This window comes from Microcoleus sp. B3-D2, from assembly GCF_036705345.1.
In the GTDB taxonomy this organism is placed as follows: domain Bacteria; phylum Cyanobacteriota; class Cyanobacteriia; order Cyanobacteriales; family Microcoleaceae; genus Microcoleus.
In genome coordinates, this window is sequence record NZ_JAUBUG010000090.1 from 1 (window position 1) to 25,072 (window position 25,072).

General features: G+C 43.6%; 20 protein-coding genes. 12 read left to right on the forward strand and 8 right to left on the reverse strand.

Annotation, left to right across the window (positions count from 1 at the left end):
• The first annotated feature begins 93 nt into the window (after positions 1 to 93).
• Complete coding sequence (locus QUB14_RS24985) at positions 94 to 1,188, forward strand: endonuclease NucS domain-containing protein (RefSeq protein ID WP_333220323.1); 1,095 nt, start codon at positions 94 to 96, stop codon at positions 1,186 to 1,188.
• A 65-nt stretch (positions 1,189 to 1,253) separates the two neighbouring features.
• On the opposite strand, the gene bchB is transcribed toward QUB14_RS24985, so the two are convergent.
• Positions 1,254 to 2,780 carry a ferredoxin:protochlorophyllide reductase (ATP-dependent) subunit B gene (gene bchB, locus QUB14_RS24990; protein WP_190659189.1) on the reverse strand — a complete coding sequence of 509 codons (1,527 nt, stop codon included), beginning with the start codon at positions 2,778 to 2,780 and terminating at the stop codon, positions 1,254 to 1,256.
• 1,077 nt (positions 2,781 to 3,857) lie between these two features.
• On the opposite strand from bchB, the gene QUB14_RS24995 reads away from it, so the two are divergent.
• A complete protein-coding gene (locus QUB14_RS24995) occupies positions 3,858 to 9,371 on the forward strand; it encodes an AAA family ATPase (RefSeq protein WP_333220325.1) in 5,514 nt (1,837 codons plus the stop codon).
• A gap of 453 nt (positions 9,372 to 9,824) precedes the next feature.
• On the forward strand, positions 9,825 to 12,011 hold the full coding sequence (locus tag QUB14_RS25000; RefSeq protein ID WP_333220327.1) for an ATP-binding protein: 2,187 nt from the start codon (positions 9,825 to 9,827) through the stop codon (positions 12,009 to 12,011).
• A gap of 320 nt (positions 12,012 to 12,331) precedes the next feature.
• On the opposite strand, the gene QUB14_RS25005 is transcribed toward QUB14_RS25000, so the two are convergent.
• Positions 12,332 to 13,543 (reverse strand): acetate kinase, encoded by a 1,212-nt coding sequence (locus QUB14_RS25005; RefSeq protein ID WP_333220329.1) that lies wholly within the window; start codon positions 13,541 to 13,543, stop codon positions 12,332 to 12,334.
• Positions 13,544 to 13,806: 263 nt separating this feature from the next.
• Between QUB14_RS25005 and psaK the strand changes: the two genes are divergently transcribed.
• Positions 13,807 to 14,067 carry a photosystem I reaction center subunit PsaK gene (psaK, locus tag QUB14_RS25010; RefSeq protein ID WP_333220331.1) on the forward strand — a complete coding sequence of 87 codons (261 nt, stop codon included), beginning with the start codon at positions 13,807 to 13,809 and terminating at the stop codon, positions 14,065 to 14,067.
• A 40-nt stretch (positions 14,068 to 14,107) separates the two neighbouring features.
• Here the strand turns inward: psaK and QUB14_RS25015 are convergent, their stop codons facing one another.
• From QUB14_RS25015 to QUB14_RS25030, 4 genes are all read right to left on the reverse strand, one after another.
• Positions 14,108 to 14,746, reverse strand: a complete 639-nt coding sequence (locus QUB14_RS25015; protein ID WP_333220333.1) for a histidine phosphatase family protein — start codon at positions 14,744 to 14,746, stop codon at positions 14,108 to 14,110.
• 32 nt (positions 14,747 to 14,778) lie between these two features.
• On the reverse strand, positions 14,779 to 15,465 hold the full coding sequence (locus tag QUB14_RS25020; RefSeq protein ID WP_333220336.1) for a DUF3226 domain-containing protein: 687 nt from the start codon (positions 15,463 to 15,465) through the stop codon (positions 14,779 to 14,781).
• Positions 15,458 to 16,459 (reverse strand): AAA family ATPase, encoded by a 1,002-nt coding sequence (locus tag QUB14_RS25025; RefSeq protein WP_333220338.1) that lies wholly within the window; start codon positions 16,457 to 16,459, stop codon positions 15,458 to 15,460. Before QUB14_RS25025 ends, QUB14_RS25020 begins: the two co-directional genes overlap by 8 nt.
• 144 nt (positions 16,460 to 16,603) lie before the next feature.
• Positions 16,604 to 19,078 (reverse strand): phosphoketolase family protein, encoded by a 2,475-nt coding sequence (locus tag QUB14_RS25030; RefSeq protein WP_333220340.1) that lies wholly within the window; start codon positions 19,076 to 19,078, stop codon positions 16,604 to 16,606.
• An 871-nt stretch (positions 19,079 to 19,949) separates the two neighbouring features.
• Between QUB14_RS25030 and QUB14_RS25035 the strand changes: the two genes are divergently transcribed.
• Genes QUB14_RS25035 through QUB14_RS25050 form a run of 4 tightly spaced genes read left to right on the forward strand, consistent with a single transcriptional unit; the run spans position 19,950 to position 20,589 of the window.
• On the forward strand, positions 19,950 to 20,171 hold the full coding sequence (locus QUB14_RS25035; RefSeq protein ID WP_333220361.1) for a DUF433 domain-containing protein: 222 nt from the start codon (positions 19,950 to 19,952) through the stop codon (positions 20,169 to 20,171).
• A 1-nt stretch (position 20,172) separates the two neighbouring features.
• A complete protein-coding gene (locus QUB14_RS25040; RefSeq protein WP_333220342.1) occupies positions 20,173 to 20,307 on the forward strand; it encodes a hypothetical protein in 135 nt (44 codons plus the stop codon).
• On the forward strand, positions 20,301 to 20,411 hold the full coding sequence (locus QUB14_RS25045; protein WP_333220344.1) for a DUF5615 family PIN-like protein: 111 nt from the start codon (positions 20,301 to 20,303) through the stop codon (positions 20,409 to 20,411). The genes QUB14_RS25040 and QUB14_RS25045 overlap by 7 nt, the downstream gene beginning before the upstream one ends.
• On the forward strand, positions 20,389 to 20,589 hold the full coding sequence (locus tag QUB14_RS25050; protein WP_333220346.1) for a hypothetical protein: 201 nt from the start codon (positions 20,389 to 20,391) through the stop codon (positions 20,587 to 20,589). Before QUB14_RS25045 ends, QUB14_RS25050 begins: the two co-directional genes overlap by 23 nt.
• 118 nt (positions 20,590 to 20,707) lie before the next feature.
• On the opposite strand, the gene QUB14_RS25055 is transcribed toward QUB14_RS25050, so the two are convergent.
• Entirely contained in the window at positions 20,708 to 20,956 is a 249-nt protein-coding gene (locus tag QUB14_RS25055; protein ID WP_333220348.1) for a hypothetical protein, read from the reverse strand.
• Positions 20,957 to 21,498: 542 nt separating this feature from the next.
• On the opposite strand from QUB14_RS25055, the gene QUB14_RS25060 reads away from it, so the two are divergent.
• From QUB14_RS25060 to QUB14_RS25075, 4 genes are all read left to right on the forward strand, one after another.
• Positions 21,499 to 21,870, forward strand: coding sequence for a hypothetical protein (locus QUB14_RS25060; RefSeq protein WP_333220350.1), 372 nt, complete (start codon positions 21,499 to 21,501; stop codon positions 21,868 to 21,870).
• A gap of 183 nt (positions 21,871 to 22,053) precedes the next feature.
• Complete coding sequence (locus QUB14_RS25065; protein ID WP_333220352.1) at positions 22,054 to 22,602, forward strand: hypothetical protein; 549 nt, start codon at positions 22,054 to 22,056, stop codon at positions 22,600 to 22,602.
• A 435-nt stretch (positions 22,603 to 23,037) separates the two neighbouring features.
• Positions 23,038 to 23,859 carry a site-specific DNA-methyltransferase gene (locus QUB14_RS25070; protein ID WP_333220355.1) on the forward strand — a complete coding sequence of 274 codons (822 nt, stop codon included), beginning with the start codon at positions 23,038 to 23,040 and terminating at the stop codon, positions 23,857 to 23,859.
• Between the two features lie 49 nt (positions 23,860 to 23,908).
• The gene (locus QUB14_RS25075) at positions 23,909 to 24,547 is read left to right on the forward strand and encodes an MvaI/BcnI family restriction endonuclease (protein ID WP_333220357.1); all 639 of its coding nucleotides are present in this window, start codon (positions 23,909 to 23,911) and stop codon (positions 24,545 to 24,547) included.
• 20 nt (positions 24,548 to 24,567) lie between these two features.
• On the opposite strand, the gene QUB14_RS25080 is transcribed toward QUB14_RS25075, so the two are convergent.
• Positions 24,568 to 24,975, reverse strand: a complete 408-nt coding sequence (locus QUB14_RS25080; protein ID WP_333220359.1) for a hypothetical protein — start codon at positions 24,973 to 24,975, stop codon at positions 24,568 to 24,570.
• Positions 24,976 to 25,072: the final 97 nt, after the last annotated feature.

The following is a 25,072-nucleotide window of genomic DNA, read 5'->3' on the forward strand; positions in this document are numbered from 1 at the left end:
ACGTATTAAATTTAAGTCCCATCACCCTACTTAATCTTTTGTTACATACTTGTGATTTTCCCCGCCGACCTACTTAAGCCATTTCAAAGAATAATGCAAGCCGAGGATTTGCTAGAAAAAGCTAAGCGTCGCGAACAACAGTTGAGAATTAAATCTAGGCAGCGGTCGTTACACGGAAAGTCTATTAGAACTCCTGCTATTAACACTATACTGAAAAAATCAGGAAACAAATGGGGATTTGGAAGTGAAAAAGCCTTGGAAGATTTTGTATATGATAACTTGGATTGTTTGTTTGGACTAACACCTTTGAAGCGTCAACATACAGTTAACGGAGAAGTTTGTGATATTTTGGGAATAGATAAAAATAAACAGTTAGTAGTGCAAGAGCTAAAAAATGAGGCAGATAGAAGTCTTATTCAGCAATTAACTCGTTATTATAGTAATTTGATTCAGTTTAAACCATACGATCGGGAAATAGATTATATCAAACCTATTAGGTTGATCGCGATTGCACCTAGCTTTCACAAACAAAACTTAATAGATATAAAGTACAGCCAACTATCTTTTGAGTTATTGAAATTTGAGGTAATTCAAGAGGAGAGTAAACTTTTTATAAATTTTAATAATATAGATACAGGTCAAGTTTTTAGTGCAGAGTTTCAACACAGTAAAGAAGATGTTTGGGATATAGCAGCAAATTTACCGGAACCACCCAAAGCATTGTCTAATATTATGGCAGAATGCACTTCTGAACATCAGGAAAAAGTTCTTAAAATTAGAGAAAAGATTCTTTGTTTCCATGAGAAAATTCAGGAAATCACTGCTAGTGGTGTTGTTAAGTATGGTCGCGGTCAAAGTAAAATTTGTGCTGAAATTCGTCATAGCAGTTCATCAAAAATGAATCGGGCTAATTCATCAAATTATCCGGGAATTTACTTGTATCTACCCATCCCTGATAAACAATCAGTAAGTTACCGGCAACCTCTAGGCAGAATGCAAGTCCTTGCTGATGAGTTGCAGAATGTTATCTTAACAGGGTATATCCCTCAAGGTAAAAGAGGGGTGTCAACTTTTTATAACTTTCAAAATTTTGAAAAGTTTATAAACCCGGCAACTGTAACAAACCAATCTACACAATTAGAAATTTTGATAGACTTAGCTTTGGAAAACTGGTTGGAAAGATTTTAATTTTACTAAGATTGGGATTCAATAGATTAGCAGTAAGGTGGGCAAATGCCCACCCCACCAATAACCTACGCGCCGACAGATTCCTTCGCTGCGTACAGCACCTCAACGGTAATCTTATCAATCCCCCGATCGCGCGCAAACTTCTCAGTATTCCGCTTCACCTTACCCCGCACAAAACCAGGGATTTTATTCAATTCTGCCTGTCCATCCTTCGTCCAACCCATATCAGAGTCAGCCGAAATTCCCTTCGTAATCACTTCCTTGGTATCGTGGCCGCCGAAGATTTCCAGCAAGTGGTCTTCCATTCCCAAAGTGAAGGAATTGTAGACCAAATCTACGCACTGATTCGTCCCTTCATAACCCAAAAATGGCTTGTAGCCGATCGGGAAATTTTGGACGTGAATCGGTGCAGCAATTACGCCGCAAGGAATATCCAATCGCTTACCAACGTGGCGTTCCATTTGCGTGCCGAAAATTGCCGAAGGTTCCGCTTTGGCGATCGCATCCCCGATCGCCCCGTGATCGTCCGTCACCAGCACTTCATCGCAATACTCGCTAACCTGTTCCCGGAACCAGTCAGCGTCGTGTTTGCAGTAGGTTCCAGCCCACACAACGTGGATTCCCATCTCGCGAGCCAAAATCTTCGTCATCGCCGCAGCGTGGGTATTATCGCCAAATACGACGGCTTTTTTGCCGGTTAAGTTTTGGCAGTCGATCGATCGCGAAAACCAAGCAGCCTGCGATACAAATCGAGTTTGTTGGTCAATAAAGTTTTCGTAATCAACATCCGCACCTTGAGCGTTTAAAACTTGCTGAATCTTGCGGATACAGCGCGCCGTTTCCACCACACCCATCGGCGTAATATCCACCATCGGCGTACCGAATTCTTTTTGCAAATACTCCCCGGCCATCATCCCCAATTCCCGATAAGGAACCAAGTTAAACCAAGCGCGGGGCAGTCTTTTTAAGTTGTGAACCGAAGCACCTTCGGGAATAACTTCGTTGACTTCAATGCCCAAATCTGCCATCAAACGCTTCAACTCGGTGCAGTCGTGCTGGTTGTGGAAACCCAGGGTAGACATACCGATAATGTTGACAGATGGTTTTTCGCTTTTGGCTTCTACTAAATCGCCTTTTTTGCGGGCTTTGTTTATGTAAAATTGGACGATTTGATCCAAAGTGCGATCGGCCGCTTGCAGTTCGTTTACCCGATAATGGTTAACATCCGCCAGCAATACATCGCCTTTGGCATCCAATTGAGCTCGCTCCACGAAGTTTTCTAAGTCTTCTTGCAGGATGCTGGAGGTGCAAGTCGGGGTGAGCACGATTAAATCTGGGTGTTCTTCTCTGTCTTTGCGGGTGATGTTGTCCACCACCCGTTCCTGCGAACCCCGCGCCAGTACGTGTCTGTCAACGACGCTGGTAGTTACCGGGGTGAAGTCCCGTTCCCTCTCCAGCATGGAACGCATGACGTTAAAATAGTCGTCTCCAATCGGTGCGTGCATGATCGCATGGACGTTTTTGAAGGAAGTGGCGACGCGCAAAGTGCCGATGTGGGCTGGGCCTGCGTACATCCAATAAGCCAATTTCATAGGTATTTTTCCTGGTGCTGGTTGAGAATTGCCCGATCGGGCGATTACTGCTAAATTTTAAGGTTGTTTCTGATTTTCTCACCGGATGAATCCTTTAGAAATAGTAACTTTCTGATGATTTCCAGATGTGGTAAATGCTCAAAAGCCTTTGCTGCTTAGGATTTGGCCCGTAATTCCAACAAATTGACCTTGCTTTTATGGCAATAATTCTTAATCTTTTCTCCAATTTTCTTCAGAGCTAGGCAAATCCTATCGCCCTAGAGTTCGCTGCCGCGCACCAGACAAGGTGCAATAATTCGGCATTTTTTGTCAAATTTACTCTGTTCAAACGGTCAATCGATTTTAGATTTTAGATTTTAGATTAAAGAATGGAAGCATTGACTCCACGGATAAATTCGGGGGTTTCTTTATCGGATACAGGTTTTTTATTTCTGGGTCCTGAGTCTGCGCGTTGGAATGAATCCGGGGGCTTGTATCCTGGATGCTTTCGGTCAGTTAGTATTGTTAATCGATCGGTCAAAATAGATAGAACTGAAGGAAATTGCAGCTTCCGAAGCAACACTTAACTCCCTCCGCGCCTCGGTAGCGAATTATAGTTAAGATTTGCACCGCCCGGTTTTTTTTAAGCACCCCAAATTCGTGCCCTATCACCGGAAAAAATAAATCTTTCAGCACTTGCGTATTTTCACGAGATGTGGTGACGCTCCACTAAAATCAAGCGATTGCTTGGAATCTGAGACGATTTAGTTGTCAGCATGGCGATCGAGCATTAGAGTAAATCCTTGCACAAATCCTGTATTTGTGATCTTGTTTACCTAACTGCTGAGGTGACGAAAGCCCCAGCGTGCTTTTGTCAGCAGTAGCTCTTTGCTGTCAAGGCCTGCTTTCCCACACATCCCAAAAGATAGCTCTTGAGCGATAATGAAGAATAACAGAGGATTTACGAAAAGAAACCCGGTTTATACGAAAAAATCTTGGGTTTGTCAACGACTAGCAACGAAGAAACCCGGTTTCTAGCCCGCCGCGCGTAAGTCCTGTAACATTGACCAAGCACACCTAATTTGAGAGAACCCAACTATGATGGCAATTCCCGGCGTTGCAGTTCTCGCTCTCATTTATGAAAGCAGCACTTCCCTGGTTTACCGCGGCCACAACGAGCAGAACAACCAACCTGTTATTATCAAACTTATCAAAGAAGACTATCCGACTCCTGAAGAACTGAATAGATACAAGCGCGAATATGAGATAACTGCCAACTTAAGCCTGTTGGACGGAGTTGTGAAAGTGTATAAGTTGCAACAGGTTAGAAATAGTCTGGCAATGATCTTAGAAGATTTTGGCGGGGAATCTTTAAAGATATTTATGGGTTCCCAAAAATTTACCATTTTAGGATTTCTGACTACGGCTATCAAAGTTGCGGAAACTTTGGGCGAAATTCACGGAAAAAATGTAATTCATAAAGATATAAACCCCTCTAATATAGTTTTTAATCCGGCGACAGGACAAGTAAAACTAATAGACTTTAGCATTTCAACTGCATCCAACCTGGAAAATATCCCGAGTAAAAATCCCAATTTTTTAGAAGGCACTTTAGCCTATATGTCGCCCGAACAAACCGGTAGAATGAACCGGGTAGTCGATTACCGCACCGACTTTTATTCGCTCGGTGTGACCTTCTATGAACTCCTGGCAGGACAACTCCCTTTTCCCACTACAGATCCCATGGAGTTAGTTCACTGTCACATTGCCAAACAGCCAGTACCTCTCGCTGAAATTGCACCTGAAATTCCTCAAACTGTTTCAGATATTGTGATGAAATTGTTAGCAAAAACTCCTGAGGAGCGCTATCAAAGTGCTTGGGGACTAAAAGCAGATTTGGAATCCTGCCTGTTTCAGTGGCAAACATCTGGGGTTGTTTCTGAGTTTCCTCTCGGCCGCCAAGATATTTCCGACAAATTTCAAATACCTCAAAAACTTTACGGCAGACAGCGAGAAGTTGAAACTCTTTTAGCGGCATTTGAACGGGTAGCAGCAACAAATAATCGAGGCTACCGCACCGAAGATTCCCAAATTTCTGTCATCAAAAAAGAGAGCAAATCGAAAAAAGAAAGTCCCTTGTCAGTCCTGGCGAGAGGACAACATAAATCCCGCAGCGAGATGATGCTGATTGCCGGTTATTCCGGCATTGGCAAATCTGCAATGGTGAAGATTTTAGACAAACCTATTACCCGCAGGCGTGGATATTTTATTTGGGGAAAGTTTGACCAGTATAAGCGGACTATTCCTTACTCGGCCGTTGTCAGCGCTTTTTCGGAATTGGTGCGGCAACTGTTAACTGAAAGTGAGGCTCAATTAGCAGTTTGGCGCGAAAAACTCCGCAGTTCCTTCGGTCAAAACGGACAAATTATTATTGATGTCATTCCCGAAGTTGAACTAATTGTCGGAGCTCAGTCTCCTGTAGCTGAGTTGGGGCCCACGGAATCTCTGAACCGCTTTAATTTAGTATTTCAAAATTTCATTCGCGTATTTTGCCAGCCCGAACATCCGCTGGTCATTTTTCTCGACGATTTGCAGTGGGCTGATTCGGCTACTCTCAAGCTGATCGAATTGATGATGACAGATGAAGCTACGCAATATCTGTTTTTAATTGGTGCTTATCGGGATAATGAAGTTAGTCCTACTCATCCTTTAATGATGACAGTGGAGACACTGCGAAATCAGGAAGCTATCATTAATCAGATTGCTTTGTCGCCGCTGGGGGTGGAAAACATAACTCATTTGATTGCGGAGACTTTGCACAGCGATCGAGAATCTGTCAAACCTTTAGCTGAATTGGTAATCAGCAAAACCGACGGGAATCCTTTTTTTGTCAATCAATTCCTGCAAACATTGTATCAGGAAAACCTGCTAGTTTTTCACCCGCCACAGTCGGGTAGTAAAGGTGGCTGGCATTGGGATATGACTCAAATTGAACAGTGCGCTATCACTGACAATGTAGTAGATTTGATGGTACAAAAATTGAGAAAACTGCCAACTTCAACGCAGCAAGTTTTGCGTTTAGTGGCTTGTTTGGGCAACGAGTTTGACTTGAATACTCTTTCTTTAATTCATGAAAAAGAAGCCTCCGAAACTTTTTCTCACCTGTTGCCCGCCATTAAGTCGGGACTGATTCTGCCAACTTCGGAATTGGAAAGCAAGTCATTAGATTACGTGCTGTTTCCGCTCTTAATTCTGAATTATAAATTTTTGCACGATCGCGTACAGCAAGCAGCTTACGCTCTGATCGACGACTCGCAAAAAAAGGCAGTTCACCTGAAAATAGGCAGGCAAATCCTAGAAAATACTCCGGCTGAATATCGCGCTGACAGAATCTTTGAATTAGTCGATCACTTGAATGTGGCTCGATCGCTAATTAAAGACGATCGAGAATTAATTGAACTGGCAACGCTGAATTTAGACGCGGCCCGCAGAGCCAAAGATGCCACTGCTTATGTTGCTGCCTTGCAGTATTTGACCGCAGGCATGGACGGTTTGAGCGCCGATATTTGGGATGCCCACTACGATTTAGCCTTTGCCTTGCACATGGAGCGGGCAAATGTTGAGTATTTAAACGGTTATTTCGAGAACTCCGAAGAATTTATTAATATAACGTTGGAAAAAGCGCGATCGCCCTTAGAAAAGGTAGAAATTTACAACCTGCTGATCGTGCAGTACACCCTGCGGGCGAAGTACGAAGAAGCCGTTAAAGCCGGAATCCAAGCTTTGGACTTGCTAGGCATTGACTTGCCGCTAGACGGGCTGCAAAAAGTCATATCCGAAGAATTTGCAGCCGCTACAAATATTTTAGCAGGTAGAGAAATAGCTTCCCTAATTGACGCCCCCGAAATGACTGTACCAGACAAAAAAGTGGCAGTCAAATTAATTACAAACTTGCTGACATCCGCGTACCTCAAAAATCCCGATTTGTGGAAAGTCAGCGTTTTAAAAGGAGTCAATCTTTCTCTACAATACGGTTTAGTACCCGAAGCCTCTCTTTGCTATGCTGGCTACGGTATGTTCTTAAACGCAGTTTCGGGAGATTACAAAGCTGCGTATCAATTCGGCTTGCTATCGCTGAATCTCAGCGAAAAATCTGGCAATATCGGCTTGAAATGCAGAGCTTGTTCATCCCTGGTCAGTATTTTTTATTACTGGTTCAATCACATCAAAGATTCCCACGCAATCAGCAATGAAGGATATCAAGCAGCTTTAGAATCAGGAGATTTAGAGTATGCGGGTTATATCCTGTCCAACCGCATAGCTAACTCATTTTTTCAAGGTAAAGAAATCTCGCAAATTCTGGCAGACACGAGCCGATATTTGCAGTTCAGCCAAAAAACCAAAAATCAGCTCGTAACCGATATATTATTAGGGGTAGAGTTAATCCTGCGTAACTTGAGCAAACTAACTCCTGAAAAGTTTGTATTTGAAAGCGAAGATATCAGCGAAGCTGAATACGTACACAACTGTCAAGCTCATCAAAATTTGTACTCGCTCTGCCTTTATCAGATTCGCAAATGCCAGGTAATGTACTGGTACGGCAACTTCAACGAAGCGCTACAACTAGCTTTTGAAGTAGAAAAACAGCTATCTTTTATTACCGGAGCGATACCGGCTACCGAATGGAATTTTTTCTTTTCTCTAACTTTAGCCGCCGTTTTTCCAAATGTTTCAGAAGACAAGCAAAAGGAATACTTGGAAAAGTTAGAGGAAAACCAAAAACAGATGAAAATTTGGGCAGACAATTGTGCCGAAAATTTTCTGCACAAGTATCTTTTAGTACAAGCAGAAATAGCCAGAATTTCCAAGAAAGATTCAGAAGCTGTAGAACTGTACGATTTCTCTATAAATTTAGCCCAAGACAATGAGTTTGTCCAAAATGAAGCGCTAGCTAATGAACTAGCAGCTAAGTTTTGGTTGAGTAAAGGCAAGTATCAATATGCCAAAATTCACTTGCGCGAAGCTCACTCGTGCTACTTGCGCTGGGGTGCAGTTCGCAAAGTAGAAGATTTAGAACAGAAGTATCCGCAGTTGCGGGAAATGACGCCGCTCAACGGAAGTTTTAACAACAATCAAACTACCACAACTATTCATACTTCTACTGGCAGCGATGCGAGAGTGCTGGATTTGGCAACGGTAATGAAAGCATCTCTGGCGATTTCTAGCGAAATTGTCCTCGATAAGTTGCTGGCTTCTTTGATGAGAATTTCCTTAGAAAATGCAGGTGCTCAATTAGGTTTTCTGATTTTAGTTAGAGATGGTCAACTGTTGATTTCAGCTAAAGCGTCAGTATTTGCTGAAGATGTAGATGTGCTGCAATTTACGCCTGTTGGAGACTATCATGATTTACCTGTGACGGTGATTAATTATGTGGAAAGGACTCGCTTGGATTTGGTGTTGAGCAATGCGGCGGCTGAGGGACTATTCACAGCAGATCCTTACATCGCTAAACACAAACTGCAATCTATTTTGTGTACTCCAATCATCAATCAAGGCAAACTGATCGGCATTCTTTATTTAGAAAACAATTTGACTGTCGGAGCATTTACTCCCCACAGATTGGAAGTTTTAAGGTTGCTTTCTTCCCAAGTTGCTATTTCTTTGGAAAATGCTTTGCTTTACAATTCTGTGGAACAGAAAGTGCAAGAGCGGACGCAGGAGTTAAATGAAAAAAACGAGCGTTTAGAACAAACTTTGCGCGAACTTAAACTAACTCAAGCTCAATTAATCCAAACGGAAAAGATGTCTAGTTTGGGGCAAATGGTCGCTGGTGTAGCTCACGAAATTAATAATCCTGTAAGTTTTATTTACGGCAATCTTAATCCGGCTAGCGAATACGTTAAAGACTTGCTAAAATTGATTGAACTTTACCAGCAGCACTATCCAGAACCTGCTGATGAAATTCTAGAAGAAATAGAAACAATTGAGCTGGAATTTTTGAGCGAGGATTTGCAAAAGCTGCTGGATTCCATGAAAGTAGGAGCGGAAAGAATCCGGGATATTGTGCTAAGCTTGCGGAATTTCTCTCGCCTCGACGAAGCGCAAATGAAGTCGGTAGATATCCATCAAGGCATCGACAGTACGGTGATGTTGCTGCAACCGCGCCTGAGAAAAGAGGGCGGGCGTTTGGGAATTGAGGTGATTAAAAATTACAGCACGCTACCACTAATTACTTGTTATGCGTCTCAGTTGAATCAGGTATTTATGAATATTTTGACAAATGCGATCGATGCTCTCCTCGTCGCAAGAGATGACCCGGAAAACTCTCATCAACAGCCTACGATTACAATTTCTACCGAGGTTACAGCCAGGAATTCTGTCATAATTAGAATTGCCGACAGCGGGCCGGGGATGAGCACTGAGGTGCTGCACAAGATATTCGATCCATTTTTTACAACTAAGCCCGTGGGTTCGGGAACGGGTTTGGGATTGTCTATTTCTCACTCGATTGTTGTGAGTTCTCATGGCGGAAAATTGACTTGCGTTTCTGCACCAGGAGAGGGGAGCGAGTTTATTATTGAAATTCCGATCGCCCCCAGGCAAGTTTTGTAACCGGCATCACCATCAACCAACATCCCCAAATCAATTCCAGTTAGCAACCCTTAACAATCCGGCCACGCATTGCGTTTACCTGATATCTTTCACCATTTTCATGAACAGGCTTTCCGGCCTGTTCCACAAAAAATGAATTTCTTGTGGGGTGCGCCCCCGAACCTGTCCATAAAAACCTTATTGAGAATGGTGTAACATCTCAGTTTACTAAACTTTGAATTCGCAATTTTAACTAGGCGAAAACTCTGTAGCAAAGTCGAGCGATCGGGTTTTCATAAAAGGGCGATCGCCCTTTTGCAGCCACCATGAGGACTGTAGATCACGACGAGGTGGCAATGCTCCGGCAAAGGATAAAAAGTGTCAGATTTTTAATGAAAAAAGTAAATAGTGTGTGTATCTTCACGATCGAACTGTAGATAGTAGATCATACTAAAATAAAAGTAATTTCCGATCATGAATATACGTCACTTCGGCAAAACTAAGGCGATCCCATTGCAGCTCATACTGATCGTGCCATTTGTTTTGCAAATCTGTGGAGCGGTGGGTCTGGTGGGATATTTGTCGTTCAAAAATGGACAAAAAGCGGTAAACGACCTGGCGGATCGGTTGATGGATCGAACCAGCAGTACGGTGAATCAGCATCTGAATGCTTATTTATCTATTCCGCATCAAGTGATTCAGATTAACGCCGATGCGATTCGGATGGGATTGCTGGATGTGCGCGATCGCCAAACCGTTGGTAAGTATTTCTGGCACCAAGTGCAGGCCTATGACCTGACTTACATCGGCATGGGACTGACCACGGGTGAGGGAGTAGGAGCCGGATACTACGACGGCAAAACCGTCGTGATTGATGATTGGAGTCCCAAACCGCCGAATAATGTCACCAGCTATGCCACAGATAACAAAGGCGATCGCACTCACGTCCTGACTATTTATGATTGGAACAACTTCCAAGAACCCTGGTACACCGAGCCCCTGAAAGCAGGTAAACCCATCTGGTCGCGGATCGTCACCATGAATTATCCCAATTATCCCTACATCGCTGCCTCGGCGGGTCGCCCCATCTATGACGCAAATAATCGCTTGCTCGGAATGGTTGGAGTCGATATCCATCTGTTGAAACTGAGCGATTTCTTACGGAATATAGATGTCAGTAGCTCAGGGCAGGTTTTCATCATGGAACGAAATGGGCTGTTGATCGCAAATTCTGCGAAAGAACAACCCTTTACCACCGTCAAAGACGAGATTCGGCGTTTGAAGGCGATCGACAGTGGCAATCCCATAGTGCAGGGAATTGCCAAACAAATCCAGCAACGCTTCAAAGGGTTTCAATCCATTTCTGGAAACACCGATCTGCGACTTGATTTTCAGGGAGAACTCTACTATGTGCAAGTCACTCCCTGGCGCGACCAATATGGATTGGATTGGTTAGTGGTGGTGAGTGTGCCAGAAAGCGAGTTCATGGCACAGATTGATGCCAATACTCGCACCACAATCTTGCTCTGCTTAGCAGCATTGGGGGTAGCTTGTGGGATGGGCGTTCTCACCTCCGGCTGGATTGCGCGTCCGATTCTGCGACTGAATCGGGCGAGTGAGGCAATAACATCTGGCAACTTCGACCAAGCTGTAGAAGACAGCCGTATTAAAGAACTCAACGCCCTTGCCAACTCCTTTAACCACATGGCAAGACAACTGCGCGAATCGTTTACCGCCTTAGAAAAAAGTAATGCAGAATTAGAAGACCGGGTGGAATACCGCACCGGTGAACTCAAAAACGCCCTAAGTGAGTTGCAACGCACCCAATCACAGATAATTCATAGCGAAAAAATGTCTAGTTTGGGGCAAATGGTTGCTGGAGTCGCCCACGAAATTAACAACCCGGTCAACTTCATTCACGGCAACCTCGTCCATACACAGCAATACGCCCAAGATTTGTTAGGGTTCGTGCAGCTTTATCAACAGCACTATCCTAACCCTGCTGACGAAATTCAAATCGCAGCCGAAGAAATCGACCTGGAGTTCTTGCAAGAAGACCTGCCCAAAATGCTGTCTTCGATGAAAATGGGTACCGATCGCATCCGCCAAATTGTCCTGTCGTTGCGGAACTTTTCGCGGATGGACGAAGCAGACTTTAAACCAGTGGATATCCATGAGGGTATTAACAGCACCCTACTGATTTTGCAACACCGCCTCAAAGATAGATTGGAACGACCGTCTATTAAGGTGATTCAAGACTACGGTTCTCTACCCCTGGTGGAATGCTACGCCGGACAACTCAATCAGGTGTTTATGAATATTCTCACCAATGCGATCGATGCTCTCCTCGTAGCAAGAGATGACCCGGCAAACTCTCATCAACAGCTTGCTATTACAATTTCTACAGAGGTGACAGACAGGAATTCTGTCATAATTAGAATTGCCGACAGCGGGCCGGGGATGAGCAATGAGGTGCTGCACAAGATATTCGATCCATTTTTTACAACTAAACCCGTGGGTTCGGGAACTGGTTTGGGATTGTCTATTTCTCACTCGATTGTTGTGAGTTCTCACGGCGGAAAATTGACTTGCGTTTCTGCACCAGGAGAGGGGAGCGAGTTTATTATTGAAATTCCGATCGCCCCCAGGCAAGTTTTGTAATCGGCGCCACTCACTATTAACCAACATCCCCAAATAAATTCCAGTTAGCAACTCTTAACAATCCGGCCACGCCTTGCGCTGTCATATCAAATCTGTTAGCATCGGAATTCTTCATATATCTATTCTTTTCATCTGCGTGAATCAGCGTCAATCCATTGTCATCTGCGGTTAATAGATTCTCTTTTTTTAACCGCAGATGAGGGCAGGTTAACACAGATTAACGCAGATGAATTAGAGAAATTCCGGTTGCACCGTTTGTGATTGTTGACGCTTCGGCGAAGCTAATCTGCCATCGCTGTTGAAGGAATTCATAAAATAAGTTAGTGATAAAGTTTCCAGCATTCTCGCGCAATTTCCCAATCCTCCTGCGTGTGAATGACCAAAATTCTCACCGCTGAATCCACTGCCGCAATATCTTCATCAACGGGTGACTGTTGATTCTTCTCCCCATCCAATTTTAAACCCATAAATCCAAAAGCTTTGCAAGCAGCCGATCGCACAACAGCAGAATTTTCCCCAACTCCCGCCGTAAAAATCAAAGCATCCAACCCACCCAAACTCGCCAGCATCGCCGCAATTCCGGCGCGCAAACGGTGGATGTAAATATCCAAAGCAAGTTGAGCTCTCTCATTACCTTGGGCGATCGCATCTCCAATCTGCCGCATATCGCTAGATACCCCAGAAATCCCTTTTAAACCAGAATTACGATTGAGAATATTATCTAATTTTTCAGAAGTTAAATCTTCTCGCCTTAACAAATGAATTATAATCCCCGGATCGATCGCACCCGATCGACTTCCCATCATCAAACCGTCCAAAGGAGTAAAACCCATCGTCGTGTCAACACTCACGCCCCCGCGAATCGCCGCCAGAGAACATCCGTTGCCCAAATGACAGCTAATCAGCCGCAAATCGGTCAAATCACGGTTCAGAAGTTGAGCCGCCCTGCGCGCGCAATATTGATGGCTAATGCCGTGAAAACCGTAGCGGCGAATCCCGTTTTCCAGCCATTCGTAGGGGCCGGGATAAACAAAGGCGGCGGGCGGCAATTGCGCGTGAAAAGCTGTATCAAATACTGCTACTTGCGGCCGATTTGGGAGGATTTTTTCAAGGGCTTCGATGCCTTCGAGGTTGACGGGATTGTGTACGGGGGCGAAAACCGATAAACGGGCGATCGCCTCTTTAACATCCGGGGAAATTAACGTACTTTGCTGATAGTCTTGTCCGCCATGTACGACGCGGTGGCCGACAATATCAATCTCGTTTAAACTATTAATAACTTGAGTTTTACCCTGCCACAGAGTCTCCAGCATTCGAGAAATGGCGGCTTCGCGAGAGTCTGAGGCGAATTCTTCCTCAAGTTCAGTTGCCGAAGCAGTTTCGACCTTCAACTGACCCACACCTTCGCGGTGATTCCAGTCAATTTGCGCTTCCCAGAGGGGTTGCGGCGGGCGATCGGGAAGCCTGTCATTTAGTTCGTACAAGCAGCTTTTCTGACTGCTAGAACCTGCGTTTAAAACTAATATTTTCATGGTAATAGATAATAGGTAATTGCTAATTCACTACCCGACGCAATCCGGCCCAATAAATTGGTTTTTTTACCTTTTCTGCGGGTGGCAACCAAGTATTATGTTAAAAAACCCGGTTTCTGGCTAGCCCTGCGTTCAAGAGGAGAATCTAACATTACGAAATATATCAAATAATTAAGTATTAATGCAATCTGTAGCTAAGCGTTGCAGTTATTTGATACTTTCATCATCAGATTTTCATTGACTAAAGTATAAGGAGCCGATCGATGTTTACACCAATTTTACTTGCCATTGCCCCCAGAACCGTAGAGTGGAGCCCCACGATCGGTTTAATTATGATTCTTTGCAATATTTTAGCTATTGCGATCGGCAAATCAACAATCAAGAATCCTCGCACAGGCCCAGCAATGCCCTCATCCAGTATGTTCGGCGGTTTGAGTTTGGGTGCAGTTGTGGGAACTATGGCCTTTGGTCATATTTTGGGAGCAGGTGCTATTTTAGGATTGTCTAACATAGGCGCGATTTAGTTGCAGAATGGAGGTGCGCTCCCGCACCTTACCCGCAATTTCAAGTACCGGGTAAATTCCGGAGAGTTTCATCCATGTACGATCGATCGCCCAAAACCTCCAGCAGCGGCCCGCGCACGTCAAACTTAACAATACTGACAGAAGCTGCTAAAGTGGCAATGCGATAGCGATAACGTCCCAAATCAATCCCCAACAAACTGCACAGAATAATTCTAATAGTCGCCTTGTGCGAGACAACCAAAACATTACCGCTCTTGTACTTTTCCTGAATTTCTGCGATAACTAAGGACGATCGGCTAGCAATTTCCACGGAAGTCTCGCCGCCATTCGGTGCATTCCAAGCAGGTTCAGTCAGCCAATTAATATAATCTTCTTCGTATTCTTTTTTGACCTCTTCTACTGTTTTGCCCTCCCACTCACCGTAATTAATTTCCTTAAGTCCGTCGTGAAGCTGCATTTCAATTCCCGCAGCATCGCACAAAGGTTTTGCAGTAGCAATAGTTCGTTTCATCGGACTGACATAAACAGCATTCCAAGGCAATTTTGCGTAAGCGGCGCCAAACTGTTCTGCCATTTGAGAACCTACGGGCGTTAATTCTGGATCGATATGGCCGCAGAAACCGCCAGTCTTGCTGTAAGTCGTTTCACCGTGTCGTACAAAGTAGATTTTTAAGCTCATGAGTTAGTTAATTGTGTGTGAATTTTACTATGTTAGCAAAAGAGTTTAAAAAACTCCTTCAAATCATCGAGAGCAGGATTATCCCAATCCCAAATATCTTTTTTGTGTTCCATAACATAATCAAACCCAGACATACTGCATTTGCTTCCAGCTTGCGTCTGTTCCTGATTTGAGCAAGTATCATACCTGAGATAGATGCTTACCCAAAATTTATCAAAATCCTTGCGCTCGATTTGCTGTTTCTGGCTTTCTATGCAAGTTTTCCAGCTATTCAAACAATCAGCATGAGGAGATTTTCTAGCCTTTATTGCCTTTAAAACAGTTTCCAGTTCGCCTATGCCTTCAAAATTCGTAAAGTAACAAGCCAATTTTGCATTTGTTCCACTATCTCCACAAATATCGATAAATTGTTTAGTGCTTGACAAGCTTTCAGCTTCAAACACCTGTTTTATACATCTATCTACAAATTCCAGCCGTTCTTGATCTGAATAGTTATCAATATCGATAATAATTCCAATCTTTTCTATATCTGTTTTTTGAAGATCGGCTTTTAAAGCTTTTAAAGCATTGGTTAATTTTTTTTCATCCAAGCCTGACAAAGCTTTATACTCATCTATATAAATAGGTTGTTCTATCTGGATGTCGCAGTTGAGAAATTCAACCATTGCTTTCATAAAAATCGCATCATTTTTACTTTCTACTATTACGAGATTACTCACCTCTCACTCCTTTTTGATGTTCTAGTGCGTAATTCAAAGTTTCTAAATCGCGCCTGATTCCGATTATTTGATCTGTTTTCGGTTTCTTGGCTAGTTCAAAATATGCGCTGCTACATTCCTGATTGAGTTCTAAACCAACATAAGCAAATGCTTGCAGCATCTCTAAACTGTGAGTTGTAGCAAAAATCTGCGTATCCCGTTCCACCGCCAACCGAAATAAAATTCTCCAAAACTCCCGCTGGTTTGTATAGTGTATGCCATTTTCTATCTCATCGATTAGCAAGATTTTGTATTCACTGTTTACCAGTTTAAGGATAATTTCTGCAACTCTGTTAATGGCATCTCCAAACAATGATAAAGGCAAACGCTTTTCGCCTTTTCTTCTCAAGTAAAGTGTGGGTTCCCCAATCGAAAAACTCTCTACTGATTCGATTGTAGGGTCAAGAATTTGAAAAGCTTTCAAAACTTCGCTATCTTTATCATCCAAACGCGCGTTATCGTATGCTTGTGTGAGTTCTTTTCCCGAAATCCTGATCCAGGAGGGAATGATTGGTACTTGGTCCATAGAAATGCGAAAATTCCTTAAACCTCCGGCCGGAACCTTTGTTGATCGCCAAATAGATAGGTCTTCTTGTCTCGTGGATTTAAAAATTAAACTAGATTGTAATGAATTGATTTCTACCTGAATTTCTACTCTAATGGTATTATTTTCTTGTTTTCCAACAATTACTATACATCTATCTTTTTTTAGTGCATAAAATAAGTTATCCCAGCTTCTATTAGCCATATATTCTATGGCTTCTGATGGCTCTCTTCTAAGGTCTCTTAGGATTGCTAGACTGCTAGCGTCTGGAGCAACATTGAGAAAAAGTGCTTCTAGCAAAGCTGTCTTTCCAGCATTATTTTTACCGCCGATTAAATTGACTCTTTCAAACCCCGAAATTTTGATTTTCTCAAAACACCTAAAATTTTGGATTTCTATTTCTTTCAGCATTACCGATCCTGTTGAATTAATCTAACTCATCTGCGTTAATCTGTGTTAATCTGCCTGTATCTGCGGTTAAAAAAAGAGAATTTGTTAACCGCAGATGACAATAGATTAACGCGGATTCACGCAGAGGTCGAGAGGCGATCGCACCTACCCAGGAGCACCCGATCGCACGGTTTGATCTCCAGTCGTTGTCGGATCTTTCGTTTCCTTCGGCGCTTCCGACGAAACCGGGCCCGCGTGCGGCCACTTCCAGTCGCGGATTTCCGGCATATCATCGCCGTGTTCGTTGATATAGTGCCTGTGTTCGATCAGCTTGTCACGGATAGCTTGTTTGCCGTAAGCTGCGACTGAACTCAGTTTCGGAACGCGATCGAGAACATCTCCAACCAAATGGAATCGATCGAGGTCATTAACCACCACCATATCAAACGGCGTCGTAGTCGTTCCCTCCTCCTTGTAACCCCGAACGTGAATATTCGAGTGATTCGTCCGGCGGTAAGCCAATCGGTGAATCAGCCAAGGATAGCCGTGAAAAGCAAAAATCACCGGCTTATCTTTCGTGAACAAAGCATCAAAATCCTTGTCAGACAAACCGTGAGGATGTTCTGTCGAAGGCTGAAGAGTCATCAAATCCACCACATTAACCACCCGCACTTTTAAATCGGGATAATCTCGGCGGAGAATGTCAACAGCAGCCAAAGTTTCCAGCGTCGGAACATCACCCGCGCAAGCCATCACCACATCCGGTTCGCCGCCTTTATCATTGCTAGCCCACTCCCAAATACCGATGCCGGCCGTACAGTGTTTAATCGCAGCATCCATATCCAAATACTGCAATGCCGGCTGCTTCCCTGCAATAATCACGTTGACATAGTGGCGGCTGCGGAGACAGTGATCCGTTACAGACAGCAAAGTATTCGCATCCGGCGGCAAATAAACCCGCACAACCTCCGCTTTCTTGTTAATTACGTGGTCGATAAAACCCGGATCTTGGTGAGAAAAACCGTTGTGGTCTTGTCGCCAAACGTGAGAAGTTAGCAGGTAGTTGAGAGAGGCGATCGGTCGGCGCCAAGGAATGTCGCGAGTAGTTTTCAACCATTTAGCGTGTTGGTTGAACATCGAGTCAATGATGTGGATAAACGCTTCATAGCAGGAGAAAAATCCGTGCCTTCCTGTTAGCAAATAGCCTTCCAGCCAACCCTGACATAAATGTTCGCTGAGGACTTCCATCACCCGGCCGTCGGGGGAGATGTGGTCGTCTTCGGGCAAAATTTCCCCCGCCCACACCCGGTTCGTCACTTCAAACACCGGATCGAGGCGGTTTGAGGCCGTCTCGTCAGGCCCGACAATGCGGAAATTGGCGTTTTCCTGATTGAGTGTCATCACCTCTCGCAGGAAGCGGCCGCAAACGCGGGTTGCTTCTGCCATTACAGTGCCCGGTTTTTGCACGTCAACGGCATAGTCTTCAAATTTCGGCATTTTCAAGTCTCGCAGCAGCAGGCCGCCGTTAGCGTGGGGATTTGCCCCCATGCGTCGAGATCCCTTGGGCGCGAGTTCCGCCAATTCGGGAATTAACTTGCCCTTTTCGTCGAAGAGTTCTTCCGACTTATAGCTTTTCATCCAATCTTCCAGGAGTTGGACGTGTCCCGGCTTAGAAGCCATTTCCGAAAGTGGGACTTGGTGCGATCGCCAATAATCCTCAGTTTTCTTACCGTCAACTTCCTTCGGCCCCGTCCAGCCTTTGGGAGTTTTCATCACAATCATCGGCCACTGGGGACGACCGGAATAGCCCTCCGTCCGGGCTTTTTCCTGAATCGCCTTAATTTCGCCGATCGCGGTATCGAGAGTTGCAGCCATCAACTGGTGCATGGTTTCCGGGTCTGAACCTTCCACCCAATAAGGTTTGTAGCCGTAACCGACCATCAAACTTTCCAATTCCTCGCGCGGAATGCGGGCCAACAGCGTAGGATTGGCAATTTTGTAGCCGTTCAAGTGCAAAATCGGCAACACGGCCCCGTCGCGAACCGGGTTGAGAAACTTGTTAGAGTGCCAGCTAGCAGCCAGCGGGCCACTTTCGGCTTCCCCGTCGCCGACAACAGCCGCCACGATTAAATCGGGGTTATCGAAGGCCGCCCCGTAAGCGTGGACGAGGGCGTAGCCGAGTTCGCCGCCTTCGTGAATCGAACCGGGGGTTTCCGGGGCGACGTGGCTGGGGATACCGCCGGGAAAGGAGAACTGTTTGAACAGCCGTTTGATACCCTCTTCATCTTGGGAAATGTTCGAGTAATATTCGGTATAAGTGCCTTCGAGATAGGTGTTGGCGACCAAGCCCGGCCCGCCGTGTCCTGGGCCTGCGATGTAGATGGTGTTGAGGTCTTGGGCTTTGATGATGCGGTTGAGGTGAACGTAGATGAAGTTTAAACCTGGAGTAGTGCCCCAATGTCCGAGGAGTCTCGGTTTGACGTGTTCGATTTTGAGGGGTTCTTTGAGTAGGGGGTTGTCGAGGAGATAGATTTGTCCGACGGATAGGTAGTTTGCCGCCCGCCAGTAGGCGTTCATTTTGTGGAGTTCTGAGTCGGAAAGCGGCTTTAATTGCGGGATCTCGGTTGTTCCTAGCATCATCAGCTATTGACTCCTAAGTTGTGGTTGTTTTGTCAAGTGCGATCGTGAAGTGCGATCGATATTAATTTGTTATCTGAGACATTTTGTATTTAAACTCCATGTCTTCCACACCAACTATTGAATTCTAGCTCGTTTATGTCTCCATTAAAGTTTAAATCAATGTTAATTTCTGGCTAAACAGCGCACATTTTTGAAGGAATAAAGGCGGAAGTTAGCAGGGATCAAGCAATTAAGCAATAGAAAATAGGATTTACACAAATTTTTTTTGTAGAGTCGGCACTGCGAACCGAACCGTATATGTTGCGAGTGGTGGGATGTATTGTGGAAGTCCCCAAAAAGATACGTCTCAAGGTAGAAGTTATAATGATTTATACCTGAAGTTGATTTTACTTTGTGCCTGTTGATGGCTGATAGCAGTTATTCAAAAAAAATGCAACTGTAGACCAAATCGAAAGTTTTATGTCCTCAGTCATTCCCAATCTAAAATCTAAAATCTAAAATCTAAAATCTAAAATGGTAGGACTCCTTTTCGGTTAATTTTTTTTATCTTCGTTTGAAGTCATGGTAAAAGGGTGAGCAATTTTTATAATTGACAGATTTATCAAGAAGTTAAAAAGATATAGGAATGCTATTTCATGTGTGAAGGGGCTTGTTTTTTATGAACCGCAGAGGACGCAGAGGACGCAGAGGAAGAAAACAGAGAGAAAAGAATTTCCTATAATAGCAAAAGCCAATACTTACAGAATTCCTAAATTAAATAGCTTCTATCAGCATCAACGAATTAGAAGCACAACTACTAGCCTTAACGCCAAAAAACAAAGCTCAAATTATCTAATTATTAACCCAAAACTTAGCTAACACCTAACAATGAATTAGGAAACCTCTTGGTGTCTGTGGCCGTGAGGCTTATATGAAAAATCGTCGCCTTCGTGTTTTAAGGCTGGTGAGTTTTCGCCGCTTGGCTATCAACGAATCCAAACTCTTAGATAACTATCCCACACTAACAGCTACTGATTTAGCAAATGCCTGGGCTTATGCTGCAGCTTTTTCACATGAAATTAAAATAGATACCCGCGAGAATGACGAGGATTAAGATGATGGCGCTTCTTTATGGTGACGAACAATTTCCCAGAGTGGTTGTAGAATTGCTGCGCCCTATCATTCACAATATTCTGACACTGCAAAAAGCCGGAAAAGATAACCAAAAAATCCGCACGAAGAAGTGTTAGCTTTTGCAGTCAGTGAAAATCGAGCTGTTGTAACTCTAAATCGCCGTCATTTTATCACACTGCACAGCTTACAGTCTGATCATGCTGGAATACATTGTCTGTAGGGGAGAGAATGATTTAACTAGAAGGGCTGGTAACATTAATCAGACTATTTCCTCACTTGAAACATTAACAAGTCAAGTGATTCGAGTCGATCGCACTCTCGTCGCCATCTATATCTTAAGCGATCGCCACAAAGTAAACTCAAGCAATCTCAATCCGAAAATCACTGCATCGGTTTGATTGCTGGTTAGATGCCATCATCGCCACAAAGTAAACTCAAGCAATCTCAATCCGAAAATCACTGCATCGGTTTGATTGCTGGCTAGATGCCATCGCCAATATTTCACGCTGAAAAAACCTAGGAGGCGACTAAAACAGGGCACTCTGAAATCCGGCAAACATTGGACACAGTTGGCTGCTGCGAAACGACTCGCACTTCGTGAGAATAGCGGGGACGCGGGTCATTTTCTAACCAGATGGGCGGTACCATCATCACTTCATAGTAAGCGATCGTATGCAAAACCCCAGGCTGCGACTTCAACTCCACTGTCAAGCCCGCTCTGTACTCAAATGCTTCTTCCCAGTCTAAGTTTTCATTGATACCCATAGCGATCGCGCCTCTTAATCTTGTTTCTTTTCTCAATTGTACGGCGCTACATAAAATATTGGGTACTTTCTGTTGCTTGTGATACAATTTGTAACCTTATATATACGTTCCCTGACAATTCAACAGAGAAGAGCAATTGTCAATAAGTAAATAGGATGATTTGACCGACGGGTGACAAGTAAGCCCAAAAGCTAGGCTTGACAAGAGTTTGAGTTGATATGTCTCAAAAAAAATAGGGGCGAGGGAACCGCGAAGACGCTTATGAGACAAAGGAAGAGAACAGAAGAGAATTTTAAGGACGGAAGTACAAACCTATTTTTGCCAGCTTGTCTAGTATTTTATAAATAAAGAAACTCGGTTTTTTTAATAAACCGGGTTTCTGGGATGAGTAAAAACTAAACTAATTTCACTTGGTTTTCCTCTTTGTCGCTGTCGCCGTATTTTTAGCAAGCGAGAGCCTTCTTCATTTCTTTTTGCCAGATGTCTAATACTAAAAGTAAAATATGGCATAATATAAATATTAGTTTCATAGCTTTGCACCTATGACCGCCAAAATCACCCTAAATCTGCCAGATGAAGTCTATCACCAAGCAGAATTGCTAGCGCTGCAACGCCACCGCACCGTCAGTGAGATTCTAGTAGAAACTCTGGAAAATTTTCTCTTACCAACCGCTAAACCAGTATCAGCACTGTCTGATTCAGAAGTAATCACTCAGACTCAACTCCGGCTGCAACCACTCCAAGAACAACGATTGAGTGAATTGCTAGACCGCCAACAATCCGGTACGATCGCATCTGTAGAACTGGATGAATTGCAGGCATTAATCCACATATATGAAACTCGACTATTGCGACAAGCTCAAGCCTTAAATGAAGCTGTGCGGCGCGGCTTGCTCGAACCATTAAAAGGATAAGCAAAATGGCGATTTCCCAACAAGTTCGAGCCAGAGTTCGCGCACAAGCTCAAAACCGATTTTTTGTGTCGAGTCAAGTTCTACTCAAGAAAATCATCAAAATTTCACACATCGCTCGTTGGCACTACTATAATAGCAAATATATACCTAATTAATAAATCGCATAAATTCTATTTTATAAGCATGAAGTTCAATACCGTCCAAGAAGTTACATCATGGAAAAATTTTATATTTAATGGTGAAATTTATGATTTATCGCATCTTAATGCTCGCTGGGTTGAATATCTCGACAAAAGAGACGAAAAAAATATAATCACGTACAACTTTATAGTAACTTATGGTTTACATTGTTTTACTAAAGATTCTGATGATATTTCTAGCGAAGAATCACAGTTATTAATGTACAATGGGCCGAGAGAGTCCAGAACATTTAATTTTGAGAGATACCAACTCTCAAAGCAATTACCGAGTATTGTCAAGTCATTGGGAGAGAAGGAAACGTTAGTTTGTCACGCTGGGTATGGAAAATTTGCCATCGTTAAAGTTTTGGATTCAAACGGTATAGAGGTTGAGTATTTCGTTGCTTTTGCCGCATTTAGAGAAAGTAAAAGGCTGAGATTACACATACACAGTGCTTATCCTATATACGAAGGCATAGGTAAAGTAAAGAAAGTGGGCTTTTTCGTCATCGCCAAAAATTTATTGCAGAATAAGGAATTACCGAAGCCCTAAAATAACAAAGGCTCCTTAAGGAGCCTTCGCCAAAATATAAATTTTGGTATTCAGAACGTCTTTACCGGAATTCCTCGACCCTCGTGGGTAACGGGATGTCATGATTAGATCATGTCTGCTGCATCCATAGGTCTAATATAATTCATGGTTTGGATCTGTGTCAAGTTTTACTCAAGCAAAGTATTAAAATTTTCCAGTGTGGGCGATTTGCGGTATAGTACGCTTTCTAGTTCTGGATTGCCGCAGTTTTGTCGTGAAAGTCGATCGCGCATATCGCCTTTCTGGCGGCCCAGGAGATTTTAGACCAGCGCGATGTGAGGGATATGGGGTTTGGGCGATCAACCTTGGGTGATCGAAATTTGTGATAAGCTTTCAACTCCAATCTAAAATCTAGATTGTGCTTTTCGACTATCAACCGAGTAGTAAACAAGCCTTATGACTTCACAAGTACAACTTGAACAGCTAAAGCCGGAGCTAGTTTGGCGATCGCATGATGGACTGTCTCACCTTTATCACGGCGATACTTTGGAACTCATGGCTTTGCTGCCTGCTGAAAGCGTAGACTGCATCTGGACCGATCCGCCTTACAACCTTTCCAATGATGGTATTACCTGCGTCGCTGGTCGTATGGTCAAGGTAAACAAGGGGGAATGGGATCGCAGTCAAGGTGCTGAGCTAGACCATGAGTTTAACAAAGCATGGTTGGCTGCTTGTTATCGGCTTCTTAAACCAACTGGTACCATCTGGGTAACAGGCACTCTCCATGTGTATCCATCAGTCGGATTTGCCATGCAGCAGATTGGCTTTCGTATTCTCAATGACATTATTTGGGAAAAACCAGCTCCACCTCCAAATTTGGGGTGTCGCTGTTTCACTCATTCAACAGAACTAATACTATGGGCAACGAAAGCACGTAAAGGAAAAGAACGTTACACATTCAATTATGAGGAAATGAAGGCTGAGAATGGCGACAAACAGATGAAGAATGTCTGGCGAATGTCTACTCCTGGCAAACATGAAAAACTCTATGGTAAGCATCCGACACAAAAACCTATTGAACTTGTTGCGCGTTGTCTTCGAGCAAGCACAAACCCAGACGATCTAGTTTTTGATCCTTTTTCCGGTTCCTCCACAACTGGAGTTGCAGCTTTATCATTAGGGCGGAAATTTATTGGTTGTGAAGCAGATGCAGGTCATGTTGAACTCTCGATGAAACGTTTAACCGGAAGTACCCTGCCGGGAATAACTTCGGTTTAATTAATCCCCGTCAAGTAGAGTTACCACTGGCATTTAAGTAAGGTTATCTATGGAAAGAGTAGAGGCTATTAAAAGACTCACTACATTAGTAGGTCAAGATCTTCGACCACTAGCAGATCATCACCGTGTAACGGTTTGGATCACAGAAAATAAGAAAAACAAGGGTTGGGCTGGGCATACAATTGAACGCTATTTGGGATTAGCCCTTAACTCATCTCGATCGCCTAATTTTGGTAGTTGGGAGCTAAAGCTAGTTCCACTAATACCTAAACGAACAGGAGAACTCAGAGTCAAAGAAACGATGGCAATCACCATGATAGATCCAGTCGAGGTCAAAAACAAAGAATTTGAGGAAAGCCATCTCTTCAACAAACTACAGAAAATGGTTGTTGTTGCACGGGTATTTGAGAGCCAAGCAGATAATTGTTCTCGTGTACATTCAGTAGCTTCCTTCGATCTTGATAATCCTACAATCTACGAGCAAGTGAAAGCAGACTACAACATTGTTCGGGAAACAATTATAACTCAAGGGTTTTCAAGTCTTAGTGGAAAAATGGGCAAACTTGTGCAGCCAAGAACTAAGGGGCAAGGGCACGGCAGTACATCTCGTGCTTTCTACGCTCGAACTAGCTTTGTCGCACATATCTTAGGAGAGGGGTATTCTGTTCCACTGCCTGTCAAGCCTTGACATATTTCTGATTTCCACTGCTAATTAATTAAGCGTCGAAATGAGTAGTCCATATCACTCCAGTCACTAGGTGGACGACCTTCTATTAAAGCACGCTCAATCACCTCATCAAGAGAATGTTTGCTGTCAAAGCAATACAGTGCTTCAAGATATCTTGAAAAAGGCATCTTCCTACCCTGATACCTTGGCATGGGATAATTAATATCTTCCTGAAGAACTATCCAGAAAATTGAGTTAAACAGTTCCTCAAAGGTTAAATCAAATTGATTAGCCGATGAATTATAGGCCTTACCTAACACTGTATGAACATCTGTTGCACAACCTAGAAGGGATTGATCTACTGCTTGATAAGAGTAGTTTCCAAATTGTGAACATTGATTTACATCAAATTGCCCTTCTCGTGCAGTTTTGATGAGAAGCTGTCTCATTGATTCACGATCAAAGTTATGTAGGGCTTGCTGAATAAGTTAAGAAAAATCACGATAGCAATTGAGGAATGATTCAAGTTCAGCGACACATAATTTT

Bases quoted from the DNA above. Each gene is read 5' to 3' on its own strand.
- QUB14_RS24985 (WP_333220323.1), top strand. From the start codon at position 94: ATGCAAGCCGAGGATTTGCTAGAAAAAGCTAAGCGTCGCGAACAACAG.
- bchB (WP_190659189.1), bottom strand. From the start codon at position 2,780: ATGAAATTGGCTTATTGGATGTACGCAGGCCCAGCCCACATCGGCACT.
- QUB14_RS24995 (WP_333220325.1), top strand. From the start codon at position 3,858: ATGATGGCAATTCCCGGCGTTGCAGTTCTCGCTCTCATTTATGAAAGC.
- QUB14_RS25000 (WP_333220327.1), top strand. From the start codon at position 9,825: ATGAATATACGTCACTTCGGCAAAACTAAGGCGATCCCATTGCAGCTC.
- QUB14_RS25005 (WP_333220329.1), bottom strand. From the start codon at position 13,543: ATGAAAATATTAGTTTTAAACGCAGGTTCTAGCAGTCAGAAAAGCTGC.
- psaK (WP_333220331.1), top strand. From the start codon at position 13,807: ATGTTTACACCAATTTTACTTGCCATTGCCCCCAGAACCGTAGAGTGG.
- QUB14_RS25015 (WP_333220333.1), bottom strand. From the start codon at position 14,746: ATGAGCTTAAAAATCTACTTTGTACGACACGGTGAAACGACTTACAGC.
- QUB14_RS25025 (WP_333220338.1), bottom strand. From the start codon at position 16,459: ATGCTGAAAGAAATAGAAATCCAAAATTTTAGGTGTTTTGAGAAAATC.
- QUB14_RS25030 (WP_333220340.1), bottom strand. From the start codon at position 19,078: ATGATGCTAGGAACAACCGAGATCCCGCAATTAAAGCCGCTTTCCGAC.
- QUB14_RS25040 (WP_333220342.1), top strand. From the start codon at position 20,173: ATGATGGCGCTTCTTTATGGTGACGAACAATTTCCCAGAGTGGTTGTA.
- QUB14_RS25050 (WP_333220346.1), top strand. From the start codon at position 20,389: ATGCTGGAATACATTGTCTGTAGGGGAGAGAATGATTTAACTAGAAGG.
- QUB14_RS25055 (WP_333220348.1), bottom strand. From the start codon at position 20,956: ATGGGTATCAATGAAAACTTAGACTGGGAAGAAGCATTTGAGTACAGA.
- QUB14_RS25060 (WP_333220350.1), top strand. From the start codon at position 21,499: ATGACCGCCAAAATCACCCTAAATCTGCCAGATGAAGTCTATCACCAA.
- QUB14_RS25065 (WP_333220352.1), top strand. From the start codon at position 22,054: ATGAAGTTCAATACCGTCCAAGAAGTTACATCATGGAAAAATTTTATA.
- QUB14_RS25070 (WP_333220355.1), top strand. From the start codon at position 23,038: ATGACTTCACAAGTACAACTTGAACAGCTAAAGCCGGAGCTAGTTTGG.
- QUB14_RS25075 (WP_333220357.1), top strand. From the start codon at position 23,909: ATGGAAAGAGTAGAGGCTATTAAAAGACTCACTACATTAGTAGGTCAA.
- QUB14_RS25080 (WP_333220359.1), bottom strand. From the start codon at position 24,975: ATGAGACAGCTTCTCATCAAAACTGCACGAGAAGGGCAATTTGATGTA.